Origin of the sequence: Citrobacter sp. T1.2D-1, assembly GCF_950098555.1 — a bacterium.
GTDB classification, from domain to species: Bacteria; Pseudomonadota; Gammaproteobacteria; order Enterobacterales; family Enterobacteriaceae; genus Citrobacter_A; species Citrobacter_A telavivensis.
The window spans coordinates 229,680-249,938 of the sequence record NZ_CATNHH010000056.1 but is presented as its reverse complement, the minus strand read 5'-3'; the positions used below and the strand labels follow the sequence as shown (position 1 = coordinate 249,938).

Below are 20,259 nucleotides of genomic sequence, written 5' to 3'. Positions count from 1 at the left end.
CATGCTGGAACTCAATTTCTCCCAGACGCTGGGCACCCATTGCGTCACGCTCAACGAAACGCTGCCCGCCAGCGGTATCACCGCGATTTTCGGCGTCTCCGGTTCCGGAAAAACCTCGCTCATCAATGCCATCAGTGGCCTGACTCGACCGCAGAAAGGGCGCATTGTGCTCAACGGACGGGTGCTGAACGACACGGAAAAACATATTTGTCTGACGCCGGAAAAACGTCGGGTAGGCTACGTTTTTCAGGATGCGCGCCTGTTTCCGCATTATAAAGTACGCGGCAATCTGCGTTATGGCATGGCGAAAAGCATGGCCGGTCAGTTTGATAAGCTGGTGGCGTTGTTAGGTATTGAGCCCCTGCTCGACAGACTGCCGGGCGGCCTCTCCGGTGGTGAAAAACAGCGTGTGGCGATTGGCCGGGCGCTGCTGACCGCGCCGGAATTGCTGCTGTTGGATGAACCGCTCGCCTCGCTGGATATTCCGCGTAAGCGCGAACTGTTGCCCTATCTGCAACGCCTGGCGCGGGAGATCAACATTCCCATGCTCTACGTCAGCCACTCGCTCGACGAGATTCTCCATCTGGCCGATAACGTGATGGTACTGGAAGACGGTCAGGTGAAGGCGTTTGGTGCGCTCGAAGAGGTCTGGAGCAGCAGCGTGATGCATCCGTGGCTGCCGAAAGAACAGCAGAGCAGCATCCTGAAGGTGAGCGTGCTGGAGCATCATCCGCATTACGCCATGACGGCACTGGCGCTGGGCGACCAGCATTTGTGGGTCAATAAGCTCAATGAACCGCTGCAAGCCTCGTTGCGCATTCGTATTCAGGCGTCGGATGTTTCACTGGTGCTACAACCGCCGCAGCAGACCAGTATCCGCAATATTTTGCGCGCGAAGGTGACCCACTGCTACGACGATAACGGGCAGGTGGAAGTTCAGCTTGAGGTCGGGGGCAAAACGCTGTGGGCGCGCATAAGCCCGTGGGCCAGGGATGAACTGGGGATCAAACCTGGCCTGTGGCTGTACGCGCAAATCAAGAGCGTATCCATAACCGCCTGATTACAGCAGTTGGCTATAGATGAACTTCGCAATGCTGTCGGTGGTGTTGTCGCCGATGACGACGTTAGCACGTGCTTTGATCTCGTCGTCAGCATTGCCCATCGCCACGCCGGTACCGGCCGCTTCCAGCATGCTGATGTCGTTGTAGTTATCCCCGAAGGCAATCACGTTTTCCATCGAACTGCTCTGAGATTCGACCCACTGGGTCAGGCGTTTGCCCTTACTGTTACCCTGACGGGCGATATCGACCTGATCGTGCCACGACCATTCGCATTCAAGGCCCAGTTGCTGTTCGACATGTTTGCCAAATTGCTGCAGTTTAGGGATATCGTCGTCTGTCAGGGCGAATTTCCAGACCGCGTTGACATCGCGCGCCGCCTGCGCCAGTGAAGGCACCTGAGTGAAGACCGGACGCTGTTCCGGTGGCAGCGTCTGCGCCCAGTTTGATGTGCGAATGACATGGCCGGTCGGATGCTCATACAGCATGGCGTCATCGACATACATCAGACCATGAACCTGATGCGATTCCAGCAATGTAATAAGCTGCAGCGCCTGGTCAACCGGTAGGGGGTCGGCCTTAAGAACATTTTTTGCGTGATAATCATACAAATAAGTGCCATTACAGCAAATTGCAGGTGTATCCAGCGCCAGTGCCTGATAAAAAGGATGAATCGCAACGTGATGACGCCCGGTGACGATGATAAGTTGGTAACCCGCCGCTCTGGCGCGTGACAGCGCTTCGACAGACGAGGGGAGCAGGGTCTTTTGCGGGGTCAGCAGGGTTCCATCTAAATCCAGGGCAATCACGCGAGTGGTCATATCGTCATCCCGATTAACATTGAAAATTTTGTCTGCCTGAATGGTACACCGGGACGGGGAGCAGGCAAAATTTAGTACGTATACCCTGAATAATTCGAGTTGCAGGTGCGTTGGCTGCAACTTGAAGTATGACGGATATAGATTCAGCATTCACCGTTAAAAGCGACTACGTTAAGCTGTATTCCATTATTGCAGCCAGTTGCCTAAAGCAGAGGAGCATTCATGAAGCAAACCGTTTATACCGCCAGCCCTGAAAGCCAACAGATCCACGTCTGGAGCTTGGGTCATGATGGCGCGTTGAAGCTGGTACAGGTGGTTGATGTGCCCGGGCAGGTTCAGCCGATGGTGGTCAGCCCGGATAAACGCTATCTCTACGTGGGCGTGCGTCCTGAATTCCGCGTGCTGGCTTACCGGATTGCGCCGGATGATGGTGCGCTGACGTTTGCCGCAGAATCCGCACTGCCGGGCAGCCCAACACACATTTCAACCGATCATCATGGGCGTTTCGTCTTTGTCGGCTCCTATAATGCGGGCAACGTCAGCGTGACGCGTCTGGAAGACGGCCTGCCGGCCGGGCTTGTGGATGTGGTGGAAGGGATGGATGGCTGTCACTCTGCCAATATCTCTCCGGACAACCGCACCCTGTGGGTGCCTGCGCTGAAGCAGGATCGCATCTGCCTGTTTACCCTCAGCGATGACGGTAAGCTGGTGGCGCAAGAGCCAGCAGAAGTGACCACCGTTGAAGGGGCCGGTCCGCGTCATATGGCTTTCCATCCGAATCAGCAATATGCGTACTGCGTCAACGAGCTCAACAGTTCTGTGGACGTCTGGGAGCTGAAAGATCCGCACGGCGACATCGAATGCGTGCAAACGCTGGATATGATGCCGGCTGATTTCTCTGACACCCGCTGGGCGGCGGACATACACATTACGCCCGATGGTCGTCATCTGTATGCCTGTGACCGCACCGCCAGCCTGATTACCGTATTCAGCGTTTCAGAAGATGGCAGCGTGTTGACCAAAGAGGGCTTCCAGCCAACCGAAACGCAGCCGCGCGGTTTCAACGTTGACCATAGTGGGAAATACCTGATTGCCGCCGGACAGAAGTCGCACCATATTGCGGTGTACGAGATTGCCGGTGAGCAGGGGTTGTTGACGGAAAAGGGACGTTATGCGGTAGGCCAGGGCCCGATGTGGGTAGTGGTTAACGCGTATTAATTTGGGTAGATTTTTAACCCGCAAGTAAAAAGAATAACCGGCATCGCAGGATGCCGGTTTTTTTATGCTTACTGCTTCGGTGCCGCCACCACTTTGCTGCCCACACCGCGGTTATTGTATTCCCACATGCGGTTAAAGTTGGTGTCGTTCAGGTTACGCTGGGTTTCGCCTTTATCATCTTTCGCGCCGGTATTGCCCGCGAAAGGACGCTTCGAGACCACCGCGTCAGCCCACGGCTGCGCCATGTTAAAGCCTTCGTTGATCACGCTATCGCGGATCACGACCTGACCGTTGGTGTTGCTGTCAACATCCAGTGAGCGGCCCAGTTGCGCCACGCCGTCACCGGCGGCGGTGAAGCGGCTGTTGGTGGCGAGGAAACCGTAGTAAATGTTCGACAGCGTTGCCGGTGCGAAGACGTACGCTTCTTGTTGAGTACGGGAGTTCACCACGCGGAAGTCGGTGTTATCGAACACCACTGCGCCGCGACCGGAAACCATATCCACATCACCTTCGATGTAGCTGTTGATGACCAGGGTGCGCGGCTGACGGTCATTTTCCAGACGGTTCTGCACGCCGCTGTTGGTCACAAAGAAGGTGTTCTGGCGGCCCAGAATGTTTACCTTGTCGATCTGAACTTTGTCACCGTCGGTGCGTAACGCAACGGCCGGGTGGTTACCCGCATCCACGCTGTCGCCGAGATTGTTTTCAACGGTCAGATTCTGCAACTGCAGGCCATTGTTCTGTGACCACAGTACGGCTGAACACATCACGCCAATGTTCGCGCCGCGTTTGCTCTGGCAGTTGTCAAACATGTACCAGGCCGGTTTACCTGGCATATATTTCCCACCCGGGTTCACCGTATGACGCCAGTCAGCGGTGCTCATTTCACCGTCAATCGCCGCGCCAATCTTCACGTCTAACGGTTTTTCACCCGTTCCGTATAGCGTCAGGCTGCCCGGTGCCGCAGGGATATAGACGGTTCCCTGATACTCACCCGGCATAATGGCAATGTACTGACGTTTGTTGGTGCGCGTGGTGATCGCTGCATCCACTGCCGCCTGAATGGTGGTGTGGGTCACGCCTTGCGTACCGGCCGGGCCGACGACAAAGTCAGGCTGCGCGGGCAGAGAAATCGAGGACGGCGTCCACGGCGCAGTGTTCGGCGTCAGGGAAGAAAAATAGTTTTTAGCGACAAAATTCTGCGCTTCATTCGCCGACAAAATGGGGCGCGAGGAGGTTCCAGGCGCGGTTTGATCGGAAGGAATTTGATCCGGCGGGGTAGAGCTACAGGCGGTCAGCGTCACGCCAAAAGCCAGTGCCAGCGCCAGACGGGAAACTGATGATGTGTTCACGAGTTGCTCCGGGCTATAAAAGTATCCATTGAAGCCTGCTTTTTTATACTAAGTTGAGCAAAACGGGAAGGCGAAAAGCTAAAAAGTTGTTTTTTAAACCACTCCTCGCGGATCCTGATACCGCGAACGTCACAATTAAGTAACATTTTTGCCCTGGATGATTGACTTCCCGCGCGCGATCTCAAATAAATGTCTATACAACCTAAGACAAGTGGGAGAGGGCATGCAACACCTGTTACCTGATGATACGCTCTGGCGAAACCTTCGTCTGGCGACGCTCGACCCGGAGCAGCCGACGCCGTATGGCATGCTGGACCGTCATGCGTTGATTATCCGCGAGGGGCGCGTGCTGGCGATTGTGCCGGAGACATCACTCCCGACAGCGCACGCCAATACGCATGACCTGCAGGGGCGTCTGGTGACGCCCGGACTGATTGACTGCCACACGCATCTGGTGTTTGGCGGCAACCGCGCCAGCGAGTGGGAACAACGGCTGAACGGTGTCTCTTACCAGCAGATCAGCGCGCAGGGCGGTGGTATTAACGCTACCGTGTCGGCAACGCGTGCCGCAACAGAGGAGACGCTCTTTGCCTCTGCACAGGCGCGGATCGCGCGTCTGATACGCGAGGGCGTGACCCTGTTGGAAGTGAAATCCGGCTACGGTCTGAATGTGGCAGCAGAAGAAAAGATGCTGCGCGTTGCGGCCCGCCTGGCCGAAGAGAATCTCATCGAAATCAGCCCCACGCTGCTGGCGGCGCATGCCGTACCGGTTGAATATCGGGACAATCCTGACGGTTATATCACCCACGTCTGCGAAACGATACTGCCGCAGTTATGGGAAAGGGGGCTGTTTGAAGCGGTCGATCTGTTTTGCGAGAGCGTAGGGTTTACCCTGGCCCAGAGCGAGCGGGTACTGCACGCGGCGCAGGCGGCAGGCATCCCGGTCAAAGGGCATGTTGAGCAATTGTCTCTGCTTGGCGGGACGCAACTGGTCAGTCGCTATCACGGGCTTTCTGCGGATCACATTGAATATCTTGATGAAGCAGGCGTGGCGGCGATGCGTCACAGCGGCACCGTTGGCGTACTGCTTCCGGGGGCGTTTTATTTTCTGAAAGAGACACAGCGTCCGCCCGTTGAATTGCTGCGTCGCTACCAGATCCCAATGGCCGTAGCGACCGATTTCAATCCCGGCACCAGTCCCTTTATCAGCCTGCACCTGGCGATGAACATGGCCTGCGTTCAGTTTGGACTGACACCGGAAGAGGCGTGGGCGGGCGTTACCCGTCATGCCGCTCAGGCGCTGGGACGCCAGACGACGCACGGACAACTAAAAGCGGGCTACGTTGCCGATTTTAACGTCTGGGATGCGCAAAACCCGGTGGAGATCCTCTATGAACCAGGGCGCAACCCGCTGTATCAACGCATATTTCGAGGAGAAATGACATGACGCAATGGGAAGCTGCTGCCCCTGATCTGTGGCAGGGGCGAGATGACAGCGGTGAAGCCGCAAACGCGCTGCGTCTGTTTCAGACCACAGCGCGCAGCCAGACGTTTTCGCCAGAGCATTATCGCGACAAAATAGCGCTGCTCGGCTTTGCCTGCGATGAGGGGGTTAAGCGTAATCAAGGGCGTCCTGGTGCCGCCGGCGCGCCTGACGCGCTGCGTTGTGCGCTGGCGAACCTGGCGAGCCACGCGGGGCATGAGCGACTGGTGGATATGGGGAATCTACTGGCCCCGACGGCGGATCTGGAAGGGGCGCAACAGGCGCTGCGTGATGCGGTCTCTCGATGTCATCAGGCCGGGATGCGCACCTTCGTTCTTGGCGGCGGACATGAGACGGCATTCGGCCACGGGGCGGGTATTTTCGACGCGTTCCCCGGCGAGCGGGTAGGGATCGTTAACCTCGACGCACATCTGGATCTGCGCAACGCCGGGCGGGCGACTTCCGGTACGCCGTTTCGCCAACTGGCACAGCTTTGCGACCAGCAGCAGCGCGAGTTCCGCTACGCCTGCATCGGCGTCAGTCGGGCGGCAAATACTCAGGCGCTGTGGGATGAGGCGCAAAAGCGCAACGTGCTGGTGGTTGAAGATTTGCAGTGCAGCGAAGCCCACGCCCAGCTGGCGGCGTTTATCAGCGAGGTAGATAAACTCTATCTGACGGTCGATCTCGACGTACTGCCTGTTGCCGAGATGCCCGCGGTGTCGGCTCCGGCGGCGCTGGGCGTGCCCTTGGCGACCCTGCTGACGGTGATTGAGCCTATTTGTCGCAGCGGTAAGCTCCAGGCGGTGGATATGGTTGAATTTAATCCTCGCTTTGATAATGATGGCAGGTCGGCACGCGTGGCTGCGCGGCTTGGCTGGCAAATCGCCCATTGGTGGCAGTAATCGATTGATAAGGTAAAACATTCCCATGACACTCTCTCGCCCTCGTTCTGCTCCCGCGCCGTTTTATGAGACGGTTAAACGCGAGATTAGCGAAAAGATCGCCAGCGGCGTCTGGCAGCCGCACGATCGCATTCCGTCGGAGGCGGAGCTGGTGGCGCAGTACGGCTTCAGTCGGATGACCATCAACCGGGCGCTGCGCGAACTGACCGACGAAGGGATGCTGGTGCGCCTGCAGGGGGTGGGAACCTTTGTCGCGGAGCCGAAAGGCCAGTCTGCACTGTTTGAAATTCGCAGTATTGCCGACGAAATCGCCTCCCGGGGGCATCGGCATCACTGCGAGGTGCTGATTCTGGAAAAAAAACCGGCCAATGCGCGACAGGCGGCGGTGCTGAAGGTCAGTGAAGGGACGACGATTTTCCACTCTGTGATGGTGCATTTTGAAAACGACCAGCCGGTACAGATAGAAGATCGCTGTGTGAATGCCGACATTGTCCCGGCGTATCTGGCGCAGGATTACAGTCAGACCACGCCACATGCCTATCTGTCGTTGATTGCCCCGCTGACGGAAGGGGAGCACATTGTTGAAGCAGTGCGCGCTACGGCGCAAGAGTGTGCCTTACTGGATATTGGCGAGACCGATCCTTGTCTGCTGATTCGTCGTACCACCTGGTCCGCCACGCAGATCGTTTCCCATGCGCGACTGCTCTTCCCGGGGTCTCGCTACCGGTTGCAGGGCCATTTCTCCTCCTGAATCACGCGAACTGAAAAGCGTGATTGCTGACGCAATATAACAAAAATGTATCTTTTTTGTTAATTACTGCCTTGTTATGTCTTGTATAGACAAGTATATATTTACCTCACACCCGATCATTCCATTATGCCGGATAAACAGTATCCGGCACGTCCGTGAGGAGTCGTTGTTATGTCTCATAGCAAGTATCGCCAGCAAGATATCCGCGCCCCGCGAGGGACAACGCTGACGGCCAAATCCTGGCTGACCGAAGCGCCGCTGCGCATGTTGATGAATAACCTGGATCCCGACGTCGCCGAAAACCCGCATGAGCTGGTGGTGTACGGCGGTATAGGGCGCGCGGCCCGTAACTGGGAGTGCTATGACGCGATTGTCAATGCCCTGACTCAACTGGAAGCGGATGAAACGCTGCTGGTTCAGTCCGGCAAACCGGTTGGCGTATTCAGAACCCATCAGAACGCCCCGCGCGTGCTCATCGCCAACTCCAACCTCGTTCCGCACTGGGCGACCTGGGAGCATTTCAACGAACTGGATGCAAAAGGGCTGGCGATGTACGGCCAGATGACGGCTGGAAGCTGGATCTATATCGGTAGTCAGGGGATTGTGCAGGGCACCTATGAAACGTTTGTTGAAGCGGGACGCCAGCATTACGACGGCAATCTGCGCGGGCGCTGGGTGTTAACCGCCGGACTCGGCGGCATGGGGGGCGCGCAGCCGTTGGCGGCAACGCTGGCTGGCGCCTGTTCCCTGAACATTGAATGTCAACAGAGCCGCATCGATTTCCGCCTGCGCACCCGCTATGTCGATGAACAGGCGACGTCCCTTGATGACGCGCTGGCACGTATCGAAAAATATACTCGCGAAGGCAAAGCCGTTTCGATTGCCCTGTGCGCCAATGCGGCGGACGTCGTGCCCGAACTGGTGAAACGCGGCGTACGCCCGGACATGGTCACCGACCAGACCAGCGCCCACGATCCCTTGCATGGCTATCTGCCTTCCGGCTGGGACTGGGAGACCTATCAGCAGAAAGCGCTCTCCGATCCGCAGGGAACCGTAGAGGCAGCGAAGCGTTCGATGGCGAAACACGTCGAGGCCATGCTGGCGTTCAACGACATGGGCGTACCTACGTTTGATTACGGCAACAATATCCGTCAGATGGCAAAAGAGATGGGTGTGGAAAACGCCTTTGCCTTTCCTGGCTTCGTACCGGCCTATATTCGCCCGCTGTTCTGTCGCGGCATCGGACCGTTCCGCTGGGTGGCGCTTTCCGGCGATCCACAGGATATTTATAAAACCGATGCCAAAGTGAAAGAGATTGTGGCGGATGACGAGCACCTCCATCGCTGGCTGGACATGGCGCGGGAGCGGATTAATTTCCAGGGGCTGCCAGCGCGTATCTGCTGGGTGGGTCTTGAATGGCGGCAAAAACTCGGCCTGGCGTTCAACGAAATGGTGCGCAGTGGTGAAGTCTCTGCACCGATTGTGATCGGTCGCGACCATCTGGATTCCGGCTCTGTCGCCAGTCCGAACCGCGAAACCGAGGCGATGCGCGACGGTTCTGACGCGGTGTCCGACTGGCCGCTGCTCAATGCGCTGCTCAACACGGCGAGCGGAGCCACCTGGGTATCGCTGCACCACGGCGGCGGCGTAGGAATGGGCTTCTCACAGCACGCCGGGATGGTCATTGTCTGCGACGGCAGCGATGAAGCGGCCGAGCGAATTGCCCGGGTACTGCATAACGATCCGGCGACCGGCGTGATGCGTCATGCGGATGCGGGCTACGACATCGCCGTGGAGTGCGCTGTGGAACAAGGTCTGAATCTACCGATGGTTGCGGCAACGCAGGGGAAATGCTGATATGAACACCATGACCTTAACGCCGGGCCATCTGAGCTTTTCACAGCTGCGCGAAGTCTGGCAGCGGCCGGTTAAACTGAGCCTCGACGCCAGCGCCATCGACGGCATTAACGCCAGCGTGGCCTGCGTCAACACGATTGTCGCTGAAGGGCGTACGGCCTACGGCATTAACACGGGTTTTGGCCTGCTGGCGCAAACGCGCATTGCCGATGACGATCTGCAAAACCTGCAGCGTTCGCTGGTGCTGTCGCATGCGGCAGGCGTGGGCGACGCGTTAGATGACGCGCTGGTGCGCCTGATCATGGTGCTGAAGATAAACAGCCTGGCGCGCGGTTTCTCCGGCATTCGCCTTAGCGTGATAGACGCGCTGATTGCGCTGGTTAACGCCGAAGTCTGGCCGCACATTCCGGCGAAAGGGTCGGTGGGCGCATCAGGTGATTTGGCGCCGCTGGCCCATATGTCGCTCACGCTGTTAGGTGAAGGGAAGGCGCGCTGGCAGGGCGAATGGCTACCCGCGACGGAAGCGTTAAAAAAAGCCGGGCTGGAGCCGATTACGCTGGCGGCGAAAGAAGGGCTGGCGCTGCTTAACGGCACGCAGGCGTCGACGGCGTTTGCGCTGCGCGGGCTGTTTGAAGCGCAGGAGCTGTTCGCGTCCGCCATCGTGTGCGGATCGTTAACCACCGAAGCGGTGCTGGGGTCACGCCGCCCGTTTGATGCGCGCATTCACGCCGCGCGCGGGCAGCGTGGGCAGATTGACGCGGCGGCGCTGTATCGCCACGTACTGACGGAGACCAGCGCGCTGTCGGCGTCACACCACAATTGTGAAAAGGTGCAGGATCCGTATTCTCTGCGCTGTCAGCCGCAGGTGATGGGCGCGTGCCTGACGCAGATGCGCCAGGTGATGGACGTGCTGCTGGCGGAAGCCAATGCGGTCTCCGATAACCCGCTGGTTTTTGCTGAGCAGGGGGACGTCATCTCCGGCGGTAACTTCCATGCCGAACCGGTGGCGATGGCGGCGGATAATCTGGCGCTGGCCATTGCCGAGATAGGCGCGCTTTCCGAACGCCGTATTGCGCTGATGATGGATAAACACATGTCGCAACTGCCGCCTTTCCTCGTCAAAAACGGTGGGGTGAATTCCGGCTTTATGATTGCCCAGGTGACGGCGGCAGCGCTCGCCAGTGAGAACAAAGCGCTGGCGCATCCGCACAGCGTGGACAGTCTGCCAACGTCGGCGAATCAGGAAGATCATGTATCGATGGCACCGGCGGCGGGACGCAGGTTGTGGGAAATGGCGGCGAATACTCGCGGCGTACTGGCCGTCGAGTGGCTGGCAGCCTGTCAGGGGATCGATTTACGCGAAGGGTTAACGTCAAGTCCGCTACTGGAGCAGGCGCGAACCGCATTACGTGAGCAGGTCGCGCATTATACCCAGGACCGTTTCTTCGCCCCGGATATTGAGCGTGCGACAGAATTGCTTGCGCAGGGGACCTTGTTGCAGCTTGTGCCGGAGTTTCTTTGAACAGCGCCGGATGGCGCTGACGCTTATCCGGCCTACAAATTCCTCCCGTAGGCCGGATAAGACGCGTGAGCGTCGTCATCCGGCACAACACGATCAACTGAACATCGCGGTAATCGACGCGCTGGCGAGCGAGTGGAAATGGACGTTAAATCCTACCATCGCGCCGCTGGCACCTTCATCGACGTCAATCTTGTCCACATCCAGCGCGTGAACGGTAAAGATATAGCGGTGGGTTTCCCCTTTTGGCGGCGCGGCGCCGCCGTAGCCCGCTTTACCGAAGTCGGTACGCGTCTGGATAACGCCGTCTGGCAGCGCGACAAGGCCAGAGCCAAAGCCCTGCGGCAGCACCCGGGTGTCGGCTGGAATATTGGCCACTACCCAGTGCCACCAGCCGGAACCGGTTGGCGCATCCGGGTCAAAACAGGTCACCACGAAACTCTTCGTTCCGGCAGGCACCTCATCCCAGGCCAGATGCGGAGAAAGGTTATCGCCGTTATAGCCCATACCGTTGAAGACATGGCGCTGGGGAAGCTTTTCCCCGTCGCGCAGATCGTTGCTGATTAATTTCATGCACTCTCCTTCATTCTTGCCAAAAAGTGTTGCCAGAAACTCCACAGCTTACCGTTAATTATGCGTTAAAAAACGTTTCTTCGCGCACAGCGTCGTTCACTGCCTGTGTCAGACGGCGCAGTTGCGCTGGCTTAATGAGATACGGCGGCATCAGGTAGATGAGCTTGCCAAACGGACGGATCCACACGCCCTGTTGCACAAAGAATTTTTGCAGAGCCGCCATGTTGACCGGATGCGTCGTTTCCACCACGCCGATCGCCCCCAGCACGCGCACATCCGCTACCCACGGCGACGTCCGCGCCGGGGCGAGTTCCTGACGGAGTTGGGTTTCAATGGCCGATACCTGTGCCTGCCAGTCGCCGGATTCCAGCAGAGACAGACTGGCGGTTGCCACCGCGCAGGCCAGCGGATTGCCCATAAACGTGGGGCCGTGCATGAAACAGCCCGCTTCGCCGTCGCTGATGGTTTCCGCCACCTGGCGGGTGGTCAGGGTGGCGGAGAGGGTCATCGTCCCACCGGTCAGCGCTTTGCCCAGACACAGAATATCAGGCGCGATCCCGGCGTGTTCGCAGGCAAACAGTTTGCCCGTGCGGCCAAATCCGGTCGCGATTTCATCGGCAATCAGCAGAATGCCTTCCCGGTTACACATTTTGCGGATACGGCGCAGCCACTCCGGATGGTACATGCGCATACCGCCCGCTCCCTGGACGATCGGCTCAAGAATAACTGCCGCGATATCATGACGATGCGCCGCCATCAGGCGCGCGAAGGCCACCATGTCACGCTCATCCCACTCGCCATCCATCCGGCTTTGCGGCGCAGGGGCAAACAGGTTTTCCGGCAGATAGCCCTTCCACAGGCTGTGCATGGAGTTGTCCGGATCGCAGACCGACATCGCGCCGAAAGTATCGCCGTGATAGCCGTTACGGAACGTCAGGAAGCGCTGACGTGATTCACCCAACGCCTGCCAGTATTGCAGCGCCATTTTCATCGCGACTTCCACCGCGACGGAACCGGAATCGGCGAGAAATACGCACTCAAGCGTCGCGGGCGTCATGGCGACCAGTTTACGGCACAGGTTGACGGCGGGGGCATGCGTGATCCCACCGAACATCACGTGTGACATGGCGTCAATCTGCGTTTTCATCGCCGCATTGAGCTGTGGGTGATTGTAGCCGTGAATCGCGGCCCACCATGACGACATGCCATCAATCAGGCGCTCACCGCTGGATAAAATCAGTTCGCAGCCTTCAGCCCGTTCAACGGGATAGACCGGCAGCGGGGACGTCATAGAGGTGTAGGGGTGCCAAATGTGGCGCTGATCAAAAGTGATATCGTCCGTTGTCATAATCGACTTGTAAACCAAATTAAAAAGTTTTAGGTTTACAAGTCTACACCCTTATCACCACAAAAAGTATAAAATTATGACCACTCATTCTCGCTGGACGCTGTCGCAAGTCACCGAATTATTTGAAAAACCGCTGCTGGATCTGCTGTTCGAGGCACAGCAAATTCACCGTCAGCATTTTGACCCTCGTCAGGTACAGGTCAGCACGCTGTTGTCGATCAAGACCGGCGCCTGCCCGGAAGACTGCAAATATTGCCCGCAAAGTTCGCGCTATAAAACGGGCCTTGAATCTGAGCGGCTGATGGAAGTCGAGCAGGTGCTGGAGTCGGCGCGCAAAGCGAAAAACGCGGGTTCCACCCGTTTCTGCATGGGGGCGGCGTGGAAGAACCCGCACGAGCGTGACATGCCGTATTTGCAGCAAATGGTTCAGGGGGTGAAAGCGCTGGGGCTGGAAGCCTGCATGACGCTCGGCACGCTCGATGAATCGCAGGCACAGCGACTGGCGGAGGCGGGGCTGGACTATTACAACCACAACCTCGATACGTCGCCGGAATTCTACGGCAACATCATCACCACCCGTTCCTACCAGGAGCGTCTCGATACGCTGGACAAAGTGCGCGAGGCCGGGATCAAAGTCTGTTCTGGCGGCATCGTCGGTCTGGGCGAAACGGTGACAGACCGTGCCGGGCTGCTCCTGCAACTGGCAAATCTGCCGACTCCGCCGGAAAGCGTGCCGATCAACATGTTGGTAAAGGTGAAGGGCACGCCGCTGGCGGATAACGATGACGTTGACGCGTTTGATTTTATTCGCACCATTGCCGTGGCGCGCATCATGATGCCGACCTCTTACGTTCGTCTGTCCGCCGGTCGCGAGCAGATGAATGAGCAAACGCAGGCCATGTGCTTTATGGCCGGGGCCAACTCCATTTTCTACGGCTGCAAACTGCTCACCACGCCAAACCCGGAAGAGGACAAAGATCTCCAGCTCTTCCACAAGCTGGGACTGAATCCACAGCAGACGTCGGTGCTTGCGGGGGATAACGAGCAGCGTGCGCGTCTGGAGCAGGCGCTGCTGACGCCGGATACCGACGATTACTACAACGCGGCTGCCGTATGATCTGGCAACGGAAAATCGACGATGCGCTGACGGCGCGTCGTTCGGCTGACACCCTGCGCCGCCGTTACACGGTCGTGCAGGGGGCCGGTCGCTGGCTGAAGGCGAACGACCAGCGCTATCTCAATTTCTCCAGCAATGATTATCTGGGCTTAAGCCACCATCCACGCATCGTTCGCGCCTGGCAGCAGGGGGCGGAACGGTTTGGCGTCGGCAGCGGCGGCTCGGGTCACGTCAGCGGTTATTCCATCGCCCATCAGCAACTGGAAGAAGAACTGGCCGACTGGCTGGGCTATCCGCGCGCGCTGCTGTTTATCTCCGGTTTCGCCGCAAACCAGGCGGTGATTACCGCGCTGATGGAAAAGGATGACCGGATTGTCGCTGACCGCCTCAGCCATGCTTCGCTACTGGAAGCGGCCAGTCTAAGTCCGGCGCAGCTTCGCCGCTTTACCCATAACGACGCGTCGCATCTCACGCGCCTGCTTGATGTCCCCTGTTCGGGGCGACAGCTGGTGGTGACCGAGGGCGTGTTCAGCATGGATGGCGACAGCGCGCCGCTTGCGGAAATTCAGCGCGCCGCACAGACCCGCAAGGCCTGGCTGCTGGTGGATGACGCTCATGGTGTTGGCGTGTGCGGGGACGAGGGGCGCGGGAGTTGCTGGCAGCAGCGGGTAAAACCGGCGCTGTTGGTGGTGACGTTTGGCAAAGGGTTTGGCGTCAGCGGAGCGGCGATCCTGTGCTCCGAAAGCGTTGCCGATTATCTGCTGCAGTTCGCCCGTCATCTGATATACAGCACCAGCATGCCGCCTGCGCAGGCGATGGCGCTACAGGCGTCGCTTTCGGTGATTCGCAGTCAGGAAGGTGACGCGCGCAGGGAGAAACTGGCTGCGCTTATCCAGCGCTTTCGTTCATCAGTCAATCACGCCGATTTCACCCTGGCGCAGTCGCACAGTGCCATCCAGCCGCTGATTGTCGGCGAAAATGCACGCGCGCTACGGCTGGCGGACACCCTGCGCCGTCAGGGATGCTGGGTCACGGCTATCCGTCCACCGACCGTGCCCGCCGGGACGGCCCGTCTGCGCCTGACGTTAACCCAGGCGCATGAGCCCGAGGATATCGATCGTTTGCTGGAGGTGCTGCATGGGGCAAGTGAATAAGCAGGCTGTCGCGGCGGCGTTTGGCCGTGCGGCAGCGCACTATGAGCAGCACGCCACATTGCAGCGTCTGAGCGCAGACGCCTTGCTGGCGCAACTGCCGCAACGCCCGTTTTCGCAGGTGCTGGATGCCGGCTGCGGGCCGGGTCGTCTGAGTCGCTACTGGCGCGAGCAGGGCAGCCAGGTTACCGCGCTGGATCTCTCTGCCCGGATGCTGGACGAGGCGCGTCGTCAGAATGTGGCGCATCACTATCTCGCCGGTGACATCGAGTCGCTACCGTTAGCCACCGCGTCGTTCGACCTGGCCTGGAGCAATCTGGCCGTGCAGTGGTGTGACAGTCTGCATCATGCGCTAAGCGAGCTTTACCGGGTCGTGCGTCCCGGCGGGCGTGTGGCCTTCACCACGCTGGCCCAGGACTCGCTGCCGGAGCTTCATCAGGCCTGGCGCGCGGTGGATGACCGGGCGCATGGCAACCGGTTTTTATCCCGTGAGGCGCTGTGTGACGCGATGCGCGGCTGGCAGGGGCATCATCAATCGATCTCCCTGACGCTGGAATTTGATGACGCTCTGAGCGCCATGCGCTCGCTGAAAGGTATCGGCGCGACCCATTTGCACGAGGGGCGCACGTCGCGCGTCTTAACCCGCTCGCAGTTGCAGCAGCTTCAACTGGCCTGGCCCCAGCGGCAGGGGAAATATCCTCTGACCTACCATCTTTTTGCAGGAGTGATTACACGTGACTAAACGTTATTTTGTCACCGGCACCGACACGGAAGTCGGTAAAACCGTCGCCAGCTGTGCGCTGCTACAGGCGGCGCGCAGTCTGGGCTACCGGACGGCTGGCTATAAACCCGTCGCCTCAGGCAGTGAAATGACGCCAGAAGGACTGCGCAACAGCGATGCCCTGGCGCTTCAGCGCAACAGCAGTCTGGCGCTGGACTATGCGGCGGTGAATCCTTACACCTTCGCGGAACCCACCTCACCGCATATCATCAGCGCTGATGAAGGGAGGCCGATTCATGCTGACGTGATGTCAGAGGGATTACGCGCGCTGGATGCCCAGGCGGAGTGGCTGTTGGTCGAAGGTGCAGGCGGCTGGTTTACCCCGCTTGCGGAGGATTTTACCTTCGCCGACTGGGTGCAGCACGAGCGGTTGCCGGTTATCCTGGTCGTCGGCGTAAAGTTGGGATGTATTAACCATGCCATGCTGACAGCGCAGGCGGTACAGCAGGCAGGACTCCGGCTTGCCGGATGGGTGGCGAATGACGTCACGCCGCCGGGGAAACGCCACCACGAGTATATGACGACGCTTCAGCGGGTCATCCCTGCGCCGCTGTTAGGCGAAATCCCGTGGCTTGACGCTGGAGCCGAAAACGCGGTCACAGGACAATATCTGGATCTCTCTTTGCTCGTGGACGAGTAAAAGGCGAAATTGCGAGCAAGATCTCGCCTGCCAGGGGCGCTTCGTTAGCTGATAAAAATCAAAATTTAGCGATAATTTTTTTTTATGTGCGTCCTGGTGGGCCGGACCGGGAATTTGCCAGGCGGCAGGCCATACGGCCTGCAGGCAGTTATCCACCATTCCTGTGGATAACCTTGTGTATTAGAGTTAGAAAACACAAGGCAAGCGAGAGAATACGCGGCTTCCAGCTGAATTGGCGCGAAAGACGGCTTTACGAAATAGTCGTTGTTTTACAGCTCGTTAGATAAAATCAATGGCTGTCATATCCCGGTCATTGAATGCAATAAAACTTTCATAACACATCTTGACAATGTTAACGAAGTCAATGGTCTGGGGATAAACCCGCTTCATAGTGTAATATCTTGTCAGCGGTGAAATTTTGGCCGCCTGCGAACCGATTTTATCACGCGTAACACAAATATTATGAGGCGTTACTGTTTTTTCATCCAGTATATTTTACTGGCAATATTATCCTCTGCGAGTAAAATTACACACCTGCCCGCCCATTCCTTCAGGTAGCTGCTCATGAGTAAACCGTTCAAACTGAATTCCGCATTTAAACCTTCCGGCGATCAGCCCGAGGCGATACGACGTCTGGAAGAGGGACTGGAGGACGGCCTGGCGCATCAGACGCTGCTTGGCGTAACGGGGTCAGGGAAAACCTTCACCATCGCCAATGTGATTGCGGATCTACAGCGCCCGACGATGGTACTGGCACCCAACAAAACGCTGGCGGCGCAGCTGTATGGTGAAATGAAAGAGTTTTTCCCGGATAACGCCGTCGAGTATTTCGTCTCCTACTACGACTACTATCAGCCGGAAGCGTACGTTCCCAGTTCTGACACCTTTATCGAAAAGGATGCGTCGGTGAACGAACACATTGAGCAGATGCGTCTGTCCGCCACCAAAGCATTGCTGGAGCGCCGTGACGTGATCGTCGTGGCATCCGTTTCTGCCATCTATGGTCTGGGCGATCCGGATTTATACCTGAAGATGATGCTGCACATGACGGTGGGCATGATCATCGATCAGCGCGCCATTCTGCGTCGACTGGCCGAACTGCAATATACCCGCAACGATCAGGCTTTCCAGCGCGGGACCTTCCGCGTGCGCGGTGAAGTGATCGACATCTTCCCGGCGGAATCCGACGACATTGCGCTGCGCGTTGAGCTGTTTGACGAAGAGGTGGAGCGTTTGTCGCTGTTTGACCCGCTGACCGGGCAGGTGGAGTCCACCATTTCGCGCTACACCATCTACCCGAAAACGCACTACGTGACTCCGCGTGAGCGCATTGTGCAGGCGATGGAAGAGATCAAAGTCGAACTGGCTGAACGACGTAAAGTCCTGCTCGCTAATGACAAACTGCTGGAAGAGCAGCGTCTGAGCCAACGTACCCAGTTTGATCTGGAGATGATGAACGAGCTGGGCTACTGCTCGGGAATTGAAAACTACTCGCGCTTTCTCTCAGGACGCGGACCGGGTGAGCCGCCGCCGACGTTGTTTGACTATCTGCCCGCCGACGGTTTGCTGGTGGTGGATGAATCCCACGTGACTATCCCGCAGATTGGTGGGATGTATCGTGGCGACCGCGCGCGTAAAGAGACGCTGGTGGAATACGGTTTCCGTCTGCCGTCGGCGCTGGATAACCGGCCGTTAAAGTTCGAAGAGTTTGAAGCGCTGGCACCGCAGACCATCTACGTTTCTGCGACGCCGGGCAATTACGAACTGGAGAAATCCGGCGGCGATGTGGTTGATCAGGTGGTGCGTCCGACAGGGTTACTGGATCCGGTGATTGAAGTGCGTCCGGTGGCAACGCAGGTGGACGATCTGCTTTCTGAGATCCGCAAGCGCGCGCAGATCAACGAGCGTGTGCTGGTGACCACGCTGACCAAACGGATGGCGGAAGATCTTACCGAATATCTGGAAGAGCACGGCGAGCGGGTGCGCTATCTGCACTCGGACATCGATACCGTGGAGCGTATGGAAATCATTCGTGACCTGCGTCTGGGCGAGTTTGACGTGCTGGTGGGGATCAACCTGTTGCGCGAAGGTCTCGATATGCCTGAGGTGTCGCTGGTGGCGATTCTCGACGCCGACAAGGAAGGGTTCCTGCGTTCCGAACGTTCGCTGATTCAGACTATCGGTCGTGCGGCGCGTAACATCAACGGGAAGGCGATTCTCTACGGCGACAAAATCACGGCCTCAATGGCGAAGGCGATTAGCGAAACCGAACGCCGTCGCGAGAAACAGCAGCAGTACAACGAAGAGCACGGCATTATCCCGCAGGGCCTGAATAAAAAAGTGGTCGATATTCTGGCGCTGGGGCAGAACATCGCGAAAACCAAGGCGAAGGGCAGAGGCAAGTCGCGTTCCGCGGCGAAGTCGGATGTGGTCGAACTGGACATGACGCCAAAAGCGCTGCAGCAGAAGATTCACGAGCTGGAAGGGCAGATGATGCAGCATGCGCAGAACCTGGAGTTCGAAGAGGCCGCGCAGATCCGCGATCAACTGCATCAGCTGCGTGAACTGTTTATCGCCGCGTCGTAGTCCAGGCCAGGCTTTGTAGGCCGGATAAGCGAAGCGCCATCCGGCAATAAAATACTCATCCCAAAGCTTGCACTGCTTTCTCCAGCGCGCTGTGTAATAACTGGCGGTCATGGCGATAGGGAATATCGCTGGCCTCCAGCACTTCCTGAATCACCACCCGATCACTGACCGCAGAGATATCCACTTTCGGCCCCACGATCACCGCATCAACGACTTTCTTGCCAACATACTGCTCCATAATGGTTAGCTTATCGAGAAGCGTGAGGCTCGCGGCGGGGATGCTCAGTTCCCGGCCCAGATTGCCGATGTAGACCATGGGCGCCTGTGTGCGCCGTAGCGCCTGCGCAAGATCATCCAGCAGCAGGATCGGCATCAGGCTGGTGTAAAAGCTGCCCGGGCCGATAATAATCAGATCGGCATCGTTAATCGCCTGCACCGCTTCCCGGGTGGTCGGTACCTTCGGCGACAGCATCAGCTCCTGCAACGGTGAGGTGAGCTGATCGATATTCACTTCACCGTAAACTTCATGCCCCTGATCGTCGATCGCCATCAGGTCAACAGGCAACTCCGACATGGGGATTAAATGTGCATCTACCTTCAGCAGATTACGAATTAAATTGATGGCTTCCAGAGGCCGCACGCTCAGGTGATCGAGCGCCTTTAACATCAGATTTCCGAGGTTATGGCCGGAAAGTTCGCCATTACCGCCAAAACGGTATTCAAACATGGCGGAGGCGACGCTCGGTTCGGTAATCAGTTGATTAAGACAGTTGCGCATATCGCCCCAGGCGATTCCCCCTTCTGAACGGCGAATACGGCCCGTCGAACCGCCGTTATCGGTGGTGGTCACGATACCGGTGAGGCGCGAACCCAGGGGAGAGAGGGAAGAGAGAACGCGTCCTAATCCATGCCCTCCGCCGAGAGCAACGACACGATCCAGGTCAGCCAGCGTACGATTGCGCATAAAAATTCCTGAAGTCAGATTTACCGCGCTACAGTAGCGCAAACAGGGGCTTTTCAGCAATTCGCCAGCGGCGAGTTGAGAAAATAAATTCTGCCACACTACCTCTTTATGGTGATGCGCGCCTGACAGCGAAATGAT

17 protein-coding genes are annotated in these 20,259 nt (G+C 57.9%); 12 read left to right on the top strand and 5 right to left on the bottom strand.

What is annotated here, in order from left to right; all coding sequences use genetic code 11:
- The first annotated feature begins 1 nt into the window (after position 1).
- The gene (modC, locus tag QQZ17_RS22305) at positions 2-1,060 is read left to right on the top strand and encodes a molybdenum ABC transporter ATP-binding protein ModC (protein ID WP_152405392.1); all 1,059 of its coding nucleotides are present in this window, start codon (positions 2-4) and stop codon (positions 1,058-1,060) included.
- On the opposite strand, the gene QQZ17_RS22300 is transcribed toward modC, so the two are convergent.
- A complete protein-coding gene (locus QQZ17_RS22300) occupies positions 1,061-1,879 on the bottom strand; it encodes a pyridoxal phosphatase (protein ID WP_152405391.1) in 819 nt (272 codons plus the stop codon).
- A gap of 222 nt (positions 1,880-2,101) precedes the next feature.
- Between QQZ17_RS22300 and pgl the strand changes: the two genes are divergently transcribed.
- Positions 2,102-3,097 carry a 6-phosphogluconolactonase gene (gene pgl, locus QQZ17_RS22295; RefSeq protein WP_152405390.1) on the top strand — a complete coding sequence of 332 codons (996 nt, stop codon included), beginning with the start codon at positions 2,102-2,104 and terminating at the stop codon, positions 3,095-3,097.
- Between the two features lie 68 nt (positions 3,098-3,165).
- Here pgl and QQZ17_RS22290 read toward each other — a convergent pair whose 3' ends face one another.
- Complete coding sequence (locus tag QQZ17_RS22290; RefSeq protein ID WP_152405389.1) at positions 3,166-4,449, bottom strand: putative acyl-CoA thioester hydrolase; 1,284 nt, start codon at positions 4,447-4,449, stop codon at positions 3,166-3,168.
- 223 nt (positions 4,450-4,672) lie between these two features.
- Here QQZ17_RS22290 and hutI point away from each other — a divergent pair, with 223 nt between their 5' ends.
- The 5 genes from hutI (at position 4,673) to hutH (ending at position 10,964) form a co-directional block, all read left to right on the top strand.
- The gene (gene hutI, locus QQZ17_RS22285; protein ID WP_152405388.1) at positions 4,673-5,896 is read left to right on the top strand and encodes an imidazolonepropionase; all 1,224 of its coding nucleotides are present in this window, start codon (positions 4,673-4,675) and stop codon (positions 5,894-5,896) included.
- Complete coding sequence (gene hutG / locus QQZ17_RS22280; RefSeq protein ID WP_152405387.1) at positions 5,893-6,834, top strand: formimidoylglutamase; 942 nt, start codon at positions 5,893-5,895, stop codon at positions 6,832-6,834. Before hutI ends, hutG begins: the two co-directional genes overlap by 4 nt.
- A gap of 25 nt (positions 6,835-6,859) precedes the next feature.
- A complete protein-coding gene (locus tag QQZ17_RS22275; protein WP_152405386.1) occupies positions 6,860-7,585 on the top strand; it encodes a histidine utilization repressor in 726 nt (241 codons plus the stop codon).
- Positions 7,586-7,756: 171 nt separating this feature from the next.
- Complete coding sequence (gene hutU / locus QQZ17_RS22270; protein ID WP_152405385.1) at positions 7,757-9,442, top strand: urocanate hydratase; 1,686 nt, start codon at positions 7,757-7,759, stop codon at positions 9,440-9,442.
- A 1-nt stretch (position 9,443) separates the two neighbouring features.
- Positions 9,444-10,964 (top strand): histidine ammonia-lyase, encoded by a 1,521-nt coding sequence (gene hutH / locus QQZ17_RS22265; RefSeq protein WP_152405384.1) that lies wholly within the window; start codon positions 9,444-9,446, stop codon positions 10,962-10,964.
- 93 nt (positions 10,965-11,057) lie between these two features.
- Here hutH and QQZ17_RS22260 read toward each other — a convergent pair whose 3' ends face one another.
- Together QQZ17_RS22260 and bioA are read right to left on the bottom strand one after the other, a co-directional pair.
- Positions 11,058-11,534 (bottom strand): kinase inhibitor, encoded by a 477-nt coding sequence (locus QQZ17_RS22260; protein WP_152405383.1) that lies wholly within the window; start codon positions 11,532-11,534, stop codon positions 11,058-11,060.
- Positions 11,535-11,592: 58 nt separating this feature from the next.
- Entirely contained in the window at positions 11,593-12,882 is a 1,290-nt protein-coding gene (gene bioA, locus QQZ17_RS22255) for an adenosylmethionine--8-amino-7-oxononanoate transaminase (RefSeq protein WP_284554178.1), read from the bottom strand.
- 76 nt (positions 12,883-12,958) lie between these two features.
- Here bioA and bioB point away from each other — a divergent pair, with 76 nt between their 5' ends.
- From bioB to uvrB, 5 genes are all read left to right on the top strand, one after another.
- Positions 12,959-13,999, top strand: a complete 1,041-nt coding sequence (gene bioB / locus QQZ17_RS22250) for a biotin synthase BioB (RefSeq protein ID WP_152405381.1) — start codon at positions 12,959-12,961, stop codon at positions 13,997-13,999.
- Positions 13,996-15,153: an 8-amino-7-oxononanoate synthase gene (gene bioF, locus QQZ17_RS22245; RefSeq protein ID WP_152405380.1), complete on the top strand. Its 1,158-nt coding sequence runs from the start codon at positions 13,996-13,998 to the stop codon at positions 15,151-15,153. The genes bioB and bioF overlap by 4 nt, the downstream gene beginning before the upstream one ends.
- On the top strand, positions 15,137-15,892 hold the full coding sequence (gene bioC / locus QQZ17_RS22240) for a malonyl-ACP O-methyltransferase BioC (RefSeq protein WP_152405379.1): 756 nt from the start codon (positions 15,137-15,139) through the stop codon (positions 15,890-15,892). Before bioF ends, bioC begins: the two co-directional genes overlap by 17 nt.
- Positions 15,885-16,571, top strand: a complete 687-nt coding sequence (bioD, locus tag QQZ17_RS22235) for a dethiobiotin synthase (RefSeq protein ID WP_152405378.1) — start codon at positions 15,885-15,887, stop codon at positions 16,569-16,571. The genes bioC and bioD overlap by 8 nt, the downstream gene beginning before the upstream one ends.
- Before the next feature lie 564 nt (positions 16,572-17,135).
- Positions 17,136-19,157 (top strand): excinuclease ABC subunit UvrB, encoded by a 2,022-nt coding sequence (gene uvrB, locus QQZ17_RS22230; protein WP_152405377.1) that lies wholly within the window; start codon positions 17,136-17,138, stop codon positions 19,155-19,157.
- Between the two features lie 55 nt (positions 19,158-19,212).
- On the opposite strand, the gene yvcK is transcribed toward uvrB, so the two are convergent.
- Positions 19,213-20,121: a uridine diphosphate-N-acetylglucosamine-binding protein YvcK gene (gene yvcK / locus QQZ17_RS22225; RefSeq protein ID WP_152405376.1), complete on the bottom strand. Its 909-nt coding sequence runs from the start codon at positions 20,119-20,121 to the stop codon at positions 19,213-19,215.
- Positions 20,122-20,259: the final 138 nt, after the last annotated feature.